15 protein-coding genes are annotated in these 12,486 nt (G+C 72.3%); all 15 read left to right on the plus strand.

Features of this window, described 5'->3' with window-relative positions; translation table 11 throughout:
• Nucleotides 1-7: 7 nt before the first annotated feature.
• The 15 genes from ABD691_RS31125 to ABD691_RS31195 all read left to right on the plus strand — a co-directional run bounded on the left by ABD691_RS31125 (nucleotide 8) and on the right by ABD691_RS31195 (nucleotide 12,343).
• On the plus strand, nucleotides 8-259 hold the full coding sequence (locus ABD691_RS31125) for a glutaredoxin family protein (RefSeq protein WP_344685858.1): 252 nt from the start codon (nucleotides 8-10) through the stop codon (nucleotides 257-259).
• 339 nt (nucleotides 260-598) lie between these two features.
• Nucleotides 599-1,459, plus strand: coding sequence for a redox-sensing transcriptional repressor Rex (locus tag ABD691_RS31130; protein ID WP_425565201.1), 861 nt, complete (start codon nucleotides 599-601; stop codon nucleotides 1,457-1,459).
• On the plus strand, nucleotides 1,456-2,856 hold the full coding sequence (locus ABD691_RS31135) for a glutamyl-tRNA reductase (protein ID WP_344685860.1): 1,401 nt from the start codon (nucleotides 1,456-1,458) through the stop codon (nucleotides 2,854-2,856). Before ABD691_RS31130 ends, ABD691_RS31135 begins: the two co-directional genes overlap by 4 nt.
• Complete coding sequence (gene hemC / locus ABD691_RS31140; RefSeq protein WP_344685862.1) at nucleotides 2,853-3,788, plus strand: hydroxymethylbilane synthase; 936 nt, start codon at nucleotides 2,853-2,855, stop codon at nucleotides 3,786-3,788. Before ABD691_RS31135 ends, hemC begins: the two co-directional genes overlap by 4 nt.
• Before the next feature lie 18 nt (nucleotides 3,789-3,806).
• The gene (locus tag ABD691_RS31145) at nucleotides 3,807-5,339 is read left to right on the plus strand and encodes a bifunctional uroporphyrinogen-III C-methyltransferase/uroporphyrinogen-III synthase (RefSeq protein ID WP_344685864.1); all 1,533 of its coding nucleotides are present in this window, start codon (nucleotides 3,807-3,809) and stop codon (nucleotides 5,337-5,339) included.
• 276 nt (nucleotides 5,340-5,615) lie between these two features.
• Nucleotides 5,616-6,599: a porphobilinogen synthase gene (gene hemB / locus ABD691_RS31150; RefSeq protein ID WP_344685866.1), complete on the plus strand. Its 984-nt coding sequence runs from the start codon at nucleotides 5,616-5,618 to the stop codon at nucleotides 6,597-6,599.
• On the plus strand, nucleotides 6,596-7,144 hold the full coding sequence (locus tag ABD691_RS31155) for a hypothetical protein (protein ID WP_344685868.1): 549 nt from the start codon (nucleotides 6,596-6,598) through the stop codon (nucleotides 7,142-7,144). The genes hemB and ABD691_RS31155 overlap by 4 nt, the downstream gene beginning before the upstream one ends.
• Before the next feature lie 39 nt (nucleotides 7,145-7,183).
• Entirely contained in the window at nucleotides 7,184-7,669 is a 486-nt protein-coding gene (locus tag ABD691_RS31160) for a hypothetical protein (protein ID WP_344685870.1), read from the plus strand.
• Nucleotides 7,670-7,751: 82 nt separating this feature from the next.
• Complete coding sequence (locus ABD691_RS31165) at nucleotides 7,752-8,453, plus strand: hypothetical protein (RefSeq protein WP_344685872.1); 702 nt, start codon at nucleotides 7,752-7,754, stop codon at nucleotides 8,451-8,453.
• 74 nt (nucleotides 8,454-8,527) lie between these two features.
• Entirely contained in the window at nucleotides 8,528-8,956 is a 429-nt protein-coding gene (locus ABD691_RS31170; RefSeq protein WP_344685874.1) for a hypothetical protein, read from the plus strand.
• Nucleotides 8,949-9,398: a hypothetical protein gene (locus ABD691_RS31175; protein ID WP_344685876.1), complete on the plus strand. Its 450-nt coding sequence runs from the start codon at nucleotides 8,949-8,951 to the stop codon at nucleotides 9,396-9,398. The genes ABD691_RS31170 and ABD691_RS31175 overlap by 8 nt, the downstream gene beginning before the upstream one ends.
• 32 nt (nucleotides 9,399-9,430) lie before the next feature.
• A complete protein-coding gene (locus ABD691_RS31180; protein WP_344685877.1) occupies nucleotides 9,431-9,754 on the plus strand; it encodes a hypothetical protein in 324 nt (107 codons plus the stop codon).
• A 47-nt stretch (nucleotides 9,755-9,801) separates the two neighbouring features.
• On the plus strand, nucleotides 9,802-11,130 hold the full coding sequence (gene hemL, locus ABD691_RS31185; RefSeq protein WP_344685878.1) for a glutamate-1-semialdehyde 2,1-aminomutase: 1,329 nt from the start codon (nucleotides 9,802-9,804) through the stop codon (nucleotides 11,128-11,130).
• Entirely contained in the window at nucleotides 11,127-11,762 is a 636-nt protein-coding gene (locus ABD691_RS31190) for a histidine phosphatase family protein (protein ID WP_344685880.1), read from the plus strand. The genes hemL and ABD691_RS31190 overlap by 4 nt, the downstream gene beginning before the upstream one ends.
• Nucleotides 11,759-12,343 (plus strand): TlpA disulfide reductase family protein, encoded by a 585-nt coding sequence (locus ABD691_RS31195; protein WP_344685881.1) that lies wholly within the window; start codon nucleotides 11,759-11,761, stop codon nucleotides 12,341-12,343. Before ABD691_RS31190 ends, ABD691_RS31195 begins: the two co-directional genes overlap by 4 nt.
• Nucleotides 12,344-12,486 lie beyond the last annotated feature (143 nt).

Raw genomic sequence — 12,486 nt, forward strand, 5'->3', positions numbered from 1 at the left:
CGCAGCAATGACCGCGACGTCCGGGCGGACCGTCACCGTGATGGTCCGGGAGGACTGCCACGCCTGCGAGCAGGCGGTCGCCGACGTGGACCGGATCTGCGGCGAGCTCGGCGTCCGGTGGACGTCCGAGGACGTCGACTCCGACCCGGAGCTGCGCGCCGAGTACGGCGACCGGGTGCCGGTGATCTTGATCGATAACGTCGAGCACGGGTACTGGAAGGTCGAGGAGCCGCGGCTGCGCGCGGCGCTGTCCCGCTGACCCCGGACGTGCCCGCCACCACACGTTTTGGCACGTCGGGGGGCGATCGGCGATGATGTCGGGGGAGGCTGCGGGCTGCCTGCGCCCCTTCGCCGGTGACTTTGTGCATGCGTTCACAAATGGCTACGGTGTAGGGGGTCGTGCAGCCGAACAGCGCGTCGGCGGTGCTCCGGACGGATCCCGGGCAGCCGTCGAGTGCGCGGGCAGCGTGCAATCGGCAGTGGAACCACCCGGGGTGTACCGGGTGTTCCGGCGCGGCTGATCCGGGTCCGGGCGGACCCGGCCGCGCGCCCGTCCGGACGCGCCGCAGTGGAACGCAGGCAGGGCAAGGGAGAGCCAGTGACGGCCCACGAAGAGGGCGTGCGGGACGGTGCCGGGAGCGACGGTGCGTCCCGGCCCAGCCAGACGTCCGACATCGAGGTGCCCGCGGCCCGGGAGCGGGCCAGGGCGATCCCGGAGGCCGCGGTGGCGCGGCTGGCGGTGTACCTGCGGGCGCTGTCGGGGCTCGGAGACCAGGGCGTGAGCACGGTCTCCAGCGAGGAGCTCGCCGCCGCGGCCGGCGTCAACTCCGCCAAGCTCCGCAAGGACCTCTCCTACATCGGCTCCTACGGCACCCGCGGTGTCGGCTACGAGGTCTCGGTCCTCGTCGGCCAGATCGAGCGGATCCTCGGGCTCACCCGCAAGCACAGCGTCGCGGTGGTCGGAATAGGTAATCTTGGTCACGCGCTGGCCAACTACGGGGGCTTCCCGAGCCGTGGATTTCCGGTCTCCGCGCTGTTCGACCTCGACCCGGATCTGGTGGGCATTCCGGTCGGAGGAATCCCGGTCAGCCACGTCGACGACATCGCCGAGGTGTGCTCCGAGCGGGAGGTGACGATCGGGGTGATCGCCACGCCGGTGCAGGGCGCCCAGGACGTCTGTGATCGTTTGGTCGCAGGGGGCGTTACGTGCATCCTGAACTTCGCGCCCGTCGTCCTCCAGGTGCCGGAGGAGGTCGAGGTGCGCAAGGTCGACCTGGCGGTGGAGATGCAGATCCTGTCCTTCCACGTCGCCCGCAGGCAGCAGGAGGCTGCCGCGGTCGACGGCGTCGGCGCGCGGGCGCTCGACGCGTCGGGGCGCAACGGTTCGGGCGGGGCCGGGGCAACCGGTTCTGGGGGCAAGGAGATCGACCCGATGAACGGGATGGTGGAACGGCTGTGAACCTGCTCACTGTCGGGCTGTCGCACCACAGCGCCCCGGTGCGGGTGCTGGAACGGGTGGCCGTCGGCGCGGACGAACTCGGCAAGGTCCTGCACGAGCTCATCCAGCGCGACCACGTCGCCGAAGCCTTCGTGGTGTCCACCTGCAACCGCGTGGAGGTCCACGCGGTCGCCGAAACGTTCCACGGTGGACTCGACGACGTGACCTCCGTGCTGGCCCGGCACTCCGGTTCCGAGGTCGCCGACCTCACCGACCACCTGTACGTCTACTACGCAGGCGCCGCCGTCGAGCACCTGTTCTCGGTCGCCGCCGGGCTGGACTCGATGGTGGTCGGCGAGGCGCAGATCCTCGGCCAGATCCGCCAGTCCTACGGCGTCGCCGACGAGTCGGGCACCGTCGGCAGGACGCTGCACGAGCTGGCGCAGCAGGCCCTGCGCGTCGGCAAGCGGGTGCACGCCGAGACCGGCATCGACGCCGAGGGCGCTTCGGTGGTCTCCGAAGGGCTCGCCGACGCCGAGGCCGCGCTGGGCGGCCTGGCGGGCCGCAGCGCGCTGCTGGTCGGCGCGGGCTCGATGGGCGGCCTGGCCGCCGCGCAGCTGCGCCGCGCCGGGATCGGCGAGGTCGTGATCGCCAACCGCACCGCGACCAACGGCGAACGGCTCGCCGAGTCGCTGCGCACCGAAGGCGTCACCGCGAGCGCGGTCGACCTCTCCGGCCTGCGGTCGGCGATCTCCGCCGCTGACCTGGTGGTGACCTGCACCGGCGCGATCGGCGCCGTGGTCACCGCCGACCTGGTCGACACCGCCGACCGCGGCCCGCTGGTGTTCTGCGACCTCGGTCTGCCCCGCGACACCGCGCCCGAGGTGGCCGAGCTGCCCGGCGTGACCGTGGTCGACCTGGAAACCCTCCAGCGCAGGCTCTCCGAGCAGCAGGGCGGCGGCGAGTCCGAGCGCGCCGCGAGGATCGTCGCGGAGGAGGTGCGCGGCTACCTCGCCGCGCAGCGCTCCGCCGAGGTGACCCCGACGGTGACCGCGCTGCGCAGGCGCGCCGCCGAGGTCGTCGACGCCGAGCTGCTCCGGCTCGACTCCAAGCTGCCCGAGCTGGAGGGCGACGTGCGCGACGAGCTCGCGCGCACCGTGCGCCGCGTCGTCGACAAGCTGCTGCACGCGCCGACGGTCCGGGTCAAGCAACTCGCGTCGACGCCGGGCGGATCCGGCTACGCCGACGCCCTCCGCGAACTCTTCGAACTCGATCCGCAGACCACCGCGGTGCTGGGTGCGCCCGCCGCAGGCGACAGCAGGCAGGGCGGCTCCGCCCAGGTGTCGCAGGCCCGGCTGCCCCAGACCGGCCGCGAAGCGCTGCGCGACCGACCGGAACAGGACGGTGAGCACCGTTGAACAAGACCCTCCGCATCGGCACCCGAGGCAGCGCCCTGGCGATGGCGCAGACGGGATGGGTGGCCGAGCAGCTGGAGCAGGCCGGGTACCGCACCGAGCTGGTGCAGGTCACCACGCCCGGTGACCGCTCGATGGCACCGATCGCCGAGATCGGCGTCGGCGTCTTCACCTCCGCGTTGCGCGAGGCGCTCGCCGACGACGAGGTCGACGTCGCGGTGCACTCCTACAAGGACCTGCCGACCGCACCGGACCCGCGGCTGTCGCTTGCCGCGGTCCCGGTTCGCGAGGACCCGCGGGACGCCCTGGTGGCCCGCGACGGTCTGACCCTCGGCGAACTACCCCCGGGCTCCCTCGTGGGAACCGGTTCGCCGCGTCGTGCCAGCCAGCTCAGGGCCCTGGGCCTCGGGCTGGAGGTGCGCGACATCCGCGGCAACGTGGACACCCGTATGCGCAAGGTGACCGACGGCGAGCTGGACGCCGTCGTCCTCGCCCGCGCCGGCCTGGCCCGCGTGGGCCGGCTCGCGGTGATCACGGAAACGCTCGATCCACTGCAGATGCTGCCCGCGCCCGCCCAGGGCGCGCTGGCAGTGGAATGCCGCGTCGCAGACGTGGACACCGAGCACCTGCTGCAGTCCGTTCTGGACGATGAGGCCAGCCGCGTCGCGGTGGCCGCCGAGCGCGCCATGCTGGCCGCGCTCGAAGCGGGCTGCAATGCGCCTGTCGGCGCGCTGGCCGAAGTGGTGGAGGACCTCGACGCAGACGGTCGCGTGGCGCAGCGGCTGTTCGTGCGCGGGGTGGTGGCAACCGACGATGGTGAGTTGCTGCGTGCCTCCGTCACTGGTGAGACGACCGCCGCTGAACAGCTGGGCCGCGATCTGGCCGCCCAGCTGCTCGATGCCAGGGCCGCCCTGCTCAGCGGCCCTGGGCAGTAGTTGATGGGGAGTGCCCTGATGACCCGAGCACGCAAGACCCCCGGACGGATTGCTTTCGTGGGCTCAGGCCCCGGTGATGCTGGACTGCTCACCGTCCGGGCCAAGCACGTGATCACCGGCGCATCGCTGGTGGTCACCGATCCCGACGTTCCCGCCGACATCGTCGGCCTGGCGGCCGACGGCGCCGAGGTGCGCCCGGCGGTCGGGGATCCGGCCGACGTGGCGCAGGACCTGGCCAACGAGGCCGGGACCGGCCGTTCGGTCGTCCGCCTGGTCGCCGGCGACCCGCTGACCGCCGACGCGGTGGTCCGCGAGGTGCAGTCGGTGGCCAAGACCGACGTCGCCTTCGACGTCATCCCCGGCGTTCCGGCCGGCTCCGCGGTGCCCGCCTACGCGGGTGTCGCGCTGGGCGCGGTGCACGCCGAGGTCGACGTCCGGGGTGACGTGGACTGGGCGTCGCTGGCCAAGGTGCCCGGCGCGCTGGTCCTGCACACCGCGGGCAGCCACCTGGCCGAGGCCGCCTCGGCGCTGGTCGAGCACGGCATGGCCGCGCAGACCCCGGTCGCGGTGACCGCTTCGGGCACCACGGTCCAGCAGCGCACCATCGACACCACGCTGGCTTCGCTGGCCGCCGACGCCGGTGAGCTGCAGGGCCACCTGGTCGTCACGATCGGCGACGTGGTGTCGGAGCGCAGCGGCCTGTCCTGGTGGGAGTCGCGCGCGCTGTACGGCTGGAAGGTCCTGGTGCCGCGCACCAAGGAGCAGGCCGGCTCGATGAGCGAGCGGCTCTGGTCGCACGGCGCGGTCTCGCACGAGGTGCCGACGATCTCCGTCGAGCCACCGCGCAGCCCGGCGCAGATGGAGCGCGCGGTCAAGGGCCTGGTCGACGGCCGCTACCAGTGGGTGGTGTTCACCTCGACCAACGCCGTCCGCGCGGTGTGGGAGAAGTTCCGCGAGTTCGGCCTGGACGCCCGGGCGTTCTCCGGCGTCAAGATCGCGTGCGTCGGCGAGGCGACCGCGGAGAAGGTCCGCTCGTTCGGCATCAACCCCGAGCTGGTGCCCTCCGGGGAGCAGTCCAGCGAGGGGCTGCTGCAGGACTTCCCGCCGCACGACGACATCCTGGACCCGGTCGACCGGGTGCTGCTGCCGCGCGCCGACATCGCCACCGAGACGCTGGCGGCCGGGCTGCGCGAACGCGGCTGGGAGATCGACGACGTGACGGCCTACCGGACCGTCCGCGCCGCCCCGCCGCCGGCCGAGACCCGCGAGATGATCAAGACCGGCGGGTTCGACGCGGTCTGCTTCACCTCCGCCTCGACGGTGCGCAACCTGGTCGGCATCGCGGGCAAGCCGCACGCCCGGACCCTGGTCGCCTGCATCGGGCCGAGCACGGCCGAGACCGCCAGGGAGTTCGGCTTGCGGGTGGACGTCCAGCCCGAGGTCCCGCAGATCCCGGTCCTGGTGGACGCACTGGCCGAGCACGCGGCCCGGCTCCGCGCCGAGGGCGCGCTGCCGCCGCCGAAGAAGGCCAAGCGGGCTCGGCGTTCTTAAGGTCCAGATGGACCTTAAGAGGGTGCGAAGCACCATCCGCGCTCGCGCGGATGCGTCCTAGAGCCGCATCCCCTCCGGATGCGCCTTGAAGGAACATCCCCCGCGGACGCGCCTGAAAGCCGCGCCCCCGCGGACGCGCCCCGCCGAAGTGCCCCCGCCCCCACAGGGCCGGGGGCACTTCGCGTTCCTCCACTCCTGAACCCCGCCCCGGCCGGTCGAGGCGAGTGGCTAGGCTCGGGGTGTCACCCCGCCGAGTCTGTTTGGGGAGCAGTCCTCATGTATCCCTCGCACCGTCCGCGCCGGCTCCGCCGCAACCCCGCGCTGCGCCGTCTGGTGGCGGAGACCTCCGTGGAACCGCGGCACCTCGTGCTGCCGATGTTCGTCCGGGAAGGCATCACCGAGCCGGCGCCGATCGCCTCGATGCCGGGCGTGGTGCAGCACAGCCGCGACTCGCTGCGCAAGGCGGCCGTGGAGGCCGTCGAGGCGGGCGTCGGCGGGCTGATGCTCTTCGGCGTTCCGGACAAGCACGACGCCGTCGGCTCCGGCGCGACCGACCCCGACGGCATCCTGAACGTGGCGCTGCGCGACCTGTCCTCCGAGGTCGGGTCCGACACCGTCCTGATGGCCGACCTGTGCCTCGACGAGTTCACCGACCACGGCCACTGCGGCGTGCTGGACGAGGACGGCTCGGTCGACAACGACCGCACGCTCCAGATCTACGGCGAGATGGCGGTGGTGCAGGCCGAGTCCGGCGCCGACGTCGTCGGCCCCAGCGGCATGATGGACGGCCAGGTCGGCGTCATCCGCGAGTCACTGGACGCGACCGGCTTCGCCGACACCTCGATCCTGGCCTACTCGGCGAAGTACGCCTCGGCGTTCTTCGGCCCGTTCCGCGAGGCCGTCGACTCGCAGCTGAAGGGCGACCGCAAGACCTACCAGCAGGACCCGGCCAACGGCCGCGAGTCGCTGCGGGAGGCCGACCTCGACCTCGCCGAGGGCGCGGACATGGTCATGGTCAAGCCCGCCCTGTCCTACCTCGACGTGGTGCGCGACATCGCCGGTGTCGCCGACGTCCCGGTCGCGGCCTACCAGGTCTCGGGCGAGTACGCGATGGTCGAGGCCGCGGCCGCCAACGGCTGGCTGGACCGGCAGCGCACCGTGCTGGAGACGCTGACCTCGATCCGGCGCGCGGGCGCCGACGTCGTGCTCACCTACTGGGCGGTCGAGGCGGCCCGCTGGCTCCGGGCCGGGCACCGGTGACCGAGCCGCGGGTCGACGCCTTCGGCCGCCCGGTGCAGCCGGAGGCGCCGACCGCCCCGCGGTGGCTGTACCTGGCCCGGCGGCTGTGGATGGCCGGGGTGCTGGTGAACTTCGCGCACTCGCTGATCATGCTCAGCGACCGGGCGGGCCTGAGCGAGCAGCTGCGGCAGCGCCTGCCGGAGCTCCGGCAGGACCAGGTCGACTCGACGGTCAGCGACAGCATCATGTCGTCGGTGCTGATGTCGCTGCTCGGTCTCGGGCTCTACCTGCTGCTGTCGACGCGGGTGCTGCAGGGCCGGAACTGGGCGCGCATCGTGCTGACGGTGCTCGGCGGCCTGAACGCGCTCGGCACCGTGCTCCTGCTGCTCCTGATGGGCACGATCGGGCTGGAGCTGATCAACCGGGTCGCCCGGACCGCCCTGACCGGCTGGGAGGCGGTGTTCTCGGTGGTGGTCACGCTGATCGAGGCGGCAGCGATCGCCGCGATGTTCCACCCGGAGTCGAACCGCTACCTGCGCGAGGTCCGCCAGCTGCGCGGCCGTTGATCCGTTTGCGCCGGTGGCGGGGGTTCCTACCGTTGGGGTGTGACCACTCCGAACATGCCACCGCCGGAAGGCGCGCCCCGGCGGCCGGACTCGGTGACCCTGTCGTTCTGGACGGGGATCGCCAGCGTCGTGGTCGGTTTCGCGCTGCTGGCGGTGTCGTTCGCGGTCGGCGGAGACGACGACGTGCGGATGGTCGCCGACTCGCTGCGGGCGCAGGGGCAGCAGCTGACCGAGCAGGACGTGCGCGCGCTCTACTCCGTGGTCGTGGTCGCGACGTTCGGCGTGATGGCGGTCGTGGCGGCTTTGTGGATCATGTTCCTGTTCTTCATGCGCTCCGGGCGGAACTGGGCGCGGATCGTCATCACCGCGGTCGGCGTGGCCTGGTTCGCGCTCACCGTTCCGGCGGTCCAGGGCGGCCCGGTGGTCGTGCTGCTCGCACTGGTCCAGTTGGCGGCAATCGGTGCGACGGTCGTGGCCGCATTCCTCGCACCGTCCAATGAGTACTTCGCGGCGGGCCGGCGTTGACGGATGCACATTTCTCGCCACCGCCATAACGGTTGACCCAATCCGGTGGACAACGGTGACGCGCCATTCCTACTGTCGCCGGGTGACAACTCCGCAGGATCCTTGGCAGCAGGGCGGATACCAGCAGTATCCGCAAGGGGGACAGCAGTTCGGGACGCCGTCTGGCGGATTCCCGGCATCAAACCAGCCGCAGGGGTACGGCAATCCCTACGCCGCGCCGCAGGTGCCTGCGCACGAACTCGCGGGACCGCCCGCCGCACCGCAGACGGTCAACACCGCGTTCTGGATCGCGATGGTCATGCCGTTGCTCACGACGGTGCTCACGGTCGTGATGTTCCTCGTGCTCAACAGCTCGATCAACGACCTGATCAACACAAGCCTGCCGCAGGACGAGGAACTGGGGCCGGAGTTCAACGATTCGATGCGCAGCTTCGCCACCGGATTCATCATGGCGATCTTCATCGGCACCGCGATCCTGTACGCGATCCTTTCCGCGCTGTGGATCCTGTTCGGGTTCAAGATGCGCGCGGGCCGCAACTGGGCGCGCGTCACGCTGACCGTTTTCGCCGGGATCTGGTTGCTGTCGTCGATCAGCGGGCTGGCCACCGGCACCGGCAACGTGTCCACCGGCAGCAGCCTGGAGGGCATGAACATCCCGTCCAGCTACCTGGTGCTGGGGTACGTGAACTCCGGGCTCGGCCTGCTGGCGATGGCCGGTTTCATCACGCTGGTGTTCCTCAAACCGTCGAACAACTTCTTCCAGGCGGCCAAGTACCGGTACTGAGCCGGTCGCACGCGGCGCGGTGGTTCGCCGAACCGCCGCGCCGCCGCCGTCAGCGGCACTGGTAAGGAATGGGCATGGATTCATCCGCCGGACCCGACCGGCCGCCGCGGCAGCTGCTCGCCGCGGTGTGCGCGTGGTGGGCGGCGGCCGTGCTGGCGGCGCTGCACGTGGTCGCGATGTGGACGAGCAGGGACGGCCTGGTCGGGCTGCTCGTCGAGCAGGGCGCTTCCCGGCCGGACGCCGAGTCCAGGGCGCAGTCGCTGCTGGTGCTCAACACCTCGCTCGACGCGCTCGTCGCCCTCGCGTACTTCGCGATGAGCGTGCTGACCTACCGCCGCCTCCCGTGGGCCCGGATGGTGCTGACCGCGTTCGGCCTGCTGGACCTGGTCCGGACGATGGGTGCGGGCACGTCGAACTTCCTGCTGGCGGCCGTCCTGGTGCTCGCGCTGGTGCTCACCTGGTGGCCCGCGAGCAGCCGGTGGATCGCGGGTGAGCATGGCTGAACCGGTCCTGTACTCCGAACCCGGCGCGAGCTGGTGGCCGGTCCTGTGGGGCCCGGCGTTCGCCCTGCTCGGCATCGGCGTCGAACTGCTGACCCCAGGGCCGAAGCACCTGGTCTCCTGGGCGCTGGTGGCGGGCGCGCTCGCGGTCGCGGCGACCGTGTGGGTCTACGGCAGGCGCAAGGTGTGCGCGGTGCGGCTGACGCCGTCGACGCTGTCCGTGGGCCGGGAGTCGCTGGAGGTCGAGCGGATCGGCACGGCCACCGACGTCGGCGCCCCGGTCGGCGCCCGCGTCCTCGGCGGCGGCTGGACCGCGCCGAAGGGCTGCGGCGAGGTCCCGCTGCGGCTGACCGACGACAAGGTGGTCCTGGCCTGGGCCCGCGATCCCGAAGCCCTCGCTGCCGCCCTGCGCCGCCTGCTCCGCGAGGACCCGACCGGGGAGTGAGACCGGCGGCCGGTTCGTGAGAGCCTTTCGCCGTGACGGTTGCGGAACCCTGGCCCGCGGACGGCCCCAAGTTCACCGAGGACGAACTGGAGGCGGCGTCCGACCCGGCCCCGCTGAACCAGGCGTGGCGCGCCGCGGTCGCCGGTGTCGAAGTGGTGGTCGTGGCGGTGCTGGCGCTGACCGCGTGGTGGTTGTGGGGGATCGGGCACGAGCCGATCCACGTGCCCGGCGCCGATCCGACCTACCGGCTGGTGGGCAGCAGGCTGGCGCTGTCGGTCGCCGCGGTGGCCCTCGCCGGGCTGCTCGCGATCGACGCGATCCGGCAGGCGGTGCTGGCCGCGCGCACCCGGCGCTGATCCCGGGGTGACGCCGGACACCCGCCGATGCCTGTCAGACTGGGCTCGTGACTGCTGCGAACTCCGCATCGACTCCGGATCCCGCTCCGCGTTCGCGTGAGCTGTTCGACCGCGCACTCGCGGTGACCCCCGGCGGCGTCAACTCGCCGGTGCGCGCGTTCCACTCGGTCGGCGGCACCCCGCGGTTCATGGTCCGCGGCCAGGGCGCCTTCCTCTGGGACGCCGACGACAACCGCTACGTCGACCTGGTGTCGTCGTGGGGGCCGATGATCAACGGGCACGCGCACCCGGACGTCGTGCGGGCGGTGCAGGAGGCGGCGAGCGGCGGGCTGTCGTTCGGCACGCCCGGCGAGGGCGAGGTCGAGCTCGCGCAGGAGATCATCGACCGGGTGGGGCCGGTCGAGCAGGTCCGCCTGGTCAACTCCGGCACCGAGGCGACGATGAGCGCGGTGCGGCTCGCGCGCGGGTTCACCGGCCGCCGCAAGGTCGTCAAGTTCGCGGGCTGCTACCACGGCCACGTCGACTCGCTGCTGGCCAGCGCGGGTTCCGGCGTCGCCACCCTCGGCCTGCCCACCACGCCCGGTGTCACCGGCGCGCAGGCGGCCGACACGATCGTCCTGCCCTACAACGACCTGGAAGCGGTCCGCGCGACCTTCGCCGAGCTCGGCGACGAGATCGCCTGCGTGATCACCGAGGCTGCGGCGGGCAACATGGGAGCGGTCGCCCCGCAGCCGGGCTTCAACGCCGGCCTGCGCGAGATCACCAGCGCGGCGGGGGCACTGCTGATCATGGACGAGGTGATGACCGGCTTCCGCGTCTCGTCGGCGGGCTGGTACGGCGTCGACGGCGTCGCCGGCGACCTCTACACCTTCGGCAAGGTCATGTCCGGCGGTCTGCCCGCGGCGGCCTTCGGCGGCCGGGCCGAGGTCATGGAGCGGCTCGCGCCGTCCGGCCCGGTGTACCAGGCGGGCACCCTGTCCGGGAACCCGGTCGCGGTCGCGGCGGGCCTGGCGAACCTGCGCGCCGCCGACGCCGAGGTGTACGCGGCGCTGGACCGCAACGCCGGCCGCCTCGGCGAGCTGCTGGGCGCGGCGCTGACCGCCGAGGGCGTCCCGCACCAGGTGGCCTTCGCCGGGAACCTGGTGAGCGTGTTCTTCTCCGAGACCCCGGTGCGGAACTACGCCGAGGCGCAGGCCCAGCAGTCGTGGCGCTTCCCGGCCTTCTTCCACGCGCTGCTCCAGCGCGGGGTCTACCCGCCGCCGAGCGCGTTCGAGTCGTGGTTCGTCAACGCCGCGATGGACGAGGCCGCGTTCGAGGTGATCGCCGAGGCGGCGCCGCACGCGGCGAAGGCCGCCGCCGCGGCGGAGGCGTCATGAGCGACACCAGGACGGTCGTGCATTTCCTGCGGCACGGCGAGGTCCACAACCCGGAGGGCGTGCTCTATGGCAGGCTGCCCGGCTACCGGCTCTCCGACCGTGGCGAGCAGCAGGCGAAGCTGGTCGCCGAGTTCCTCGCCGGTCGCGGGGTCGCGCACGTGGTGGCCTCGCCGTTGCAGCGGGCGCAGCAGACCGCGGAGCCGATCGGCTCGATGTTCCACCTCGACGTCGCCACCGACGACCGGCTGATCGAGGCCGACAACCGCTTCGAGGGCCTGAAGGTCTCGGTCGGCGACGGCGCGCTGCGCTCACCGCGGCACTGGCCGAAGCTTTGGAACCCGTTCCGCCCCTCCTGGGGCGAGCCGTACCTGGAGATCGCGCACCGGATGCTGGCAGCGGCGCACCGCGCCCGCGCCGCGGCGGAGGGCCGGGAAGCGGTGTGCGTGTCGCACCAGCTGCCGATCTGGACGTTGCGCCGATTCGTGGAGGGCAAGCCGATGTGGCACGACCCCCGTCGCAGGCAGTGCGCGCTGGCGTCGCTGACCAGCCTGGTCTTCCGGGGCGAGCAGCTGGTCAAGGTCGCCTACGTCGAGCCGGCAGGCGGCACCGACCCGAGGGTGACCGGGGCATGAGGCGGCTGTTCGCGGCGGTGGCCGCCTCGGCGCTGCTGCTCGTCGGCGGCTGCGCGACGGCCGGTGACCAGGCGGTGAGCAAGGGCGGGGAGTTCTCGTTCGTCTCCCCCGGCGGGCAGACCCGCATCTTCTACCCGCCCGAAGAGCGCGGCCGGGTCACCGGCCTGTCCGGCGATGACCTGGTGTCGGAGGGCAAGCGCGTCGGCCTGGACGACTTCCAGGGCAAGGTCGTGGTGCTCAACATCTGGGGCTCGTGGTGCGGGCCGTGCCGCTCGGAGTCCGACGACCTCCAGGCGGTGCAGGACAAGACGGCCGCCCAGGGCGTCCAGCTGCTCGGCATCAACGTGCGGGACAGCCGCTCGGCCGCCGCGGACTTCCACTCCGACCGGGGGCTGTCCTACCCGTCGATCTTCGACCCGTCCGGGCGCTCCCTGCTGGCGCTGAAGAACTTCCCGCGCAGCACGGTCCCGGCCACGATCGTGCTGGACCGGCAGCACCGGGTCGCCGCGATCTACCTGACCGAGCTGCTGGAAGGCGACCTGCTGCCGGAGGTGCAGAAGATCGCCGCTGAGCTGCCGTAGGCGGCTAGCCGCCTACGGAGCCGGAGGCGGCGAGCCGCCTCCGGAGTCTTGGACCGCGCACCGCACGTCTGCCGGGTCCGGACCACAGCGGTCCACGTCCAGCGGATCCTGCTCACAGCGGTCCGTGTCCGCCGGGTCCGGAC

Origin of the sequence: Saccharopolyspora taberi (assembly GCF_039534165.1) — a bacterium.
Taxonomy (GTDB): domain Bacteria; phylum Actinomycetota; class Actinomycetes; order Mycobacteriales; family Pseudonocardiaceae; genus Saccharopolyspora_D; species Saccharopolyspora_D taberi.

What these genes read in the sequence shown, in the direction of transcription:
- ABD691_RS31145 (WP_344685864.1), top strand. Translation starts at nt 3,807, where the DNA reads ATGACCCGAGCACGCAAGACCCCCGGACGGATTGCTTTCGTGGGCTCA.
- ABD691_RS31125 (WP_344685858.1), top strand. Translation starts at nt 8, where the DNA reads ATGACCGCGACGTCCGGGCGGACCGTCACCGTGATGGTCCGGGAGGAC.
- ABD691_RS31190 (WP_344685880.1), top strand. Translation starts at nt 11,127, where the DNA reads ATGAGCGACACCAGGACGGTCGTGCATTTCCTGCGGCACGGCGAGGTC.
- ABD691_RS31175 (WP_344685876.1), top strand. Translation starts at nt 8,949, where the DNA reads ATGGCTGAACCGGTCCTGTACTCCGAACCCGGCGCGAGCTGGTGGCCG.
- ABD691_RS31170 (WP_344685874.1), top strand. Translation starts at nt 8,528, where the DNA reads ATGGATTCATCCGCCGGACCCGACCGGCCGCCGCGGCAGCTGCTCGCC.
- hemB (WP_344685866.1), top strand. Translation starts at nt 5,616, where the DNA reads ATGTATCCCTCGCACCGTCCGCGCCGGCTCCGCCGCAACCCCGCGCTG.
- ABD691_RS31195 (WP_344685881.1), top strand. Translation starts at nt 11,759, where the DNA reads ATGAGGCGGCTGTTCGCGGCGGTGGCCGCCTCGGCGCTGCTGCTCGTC.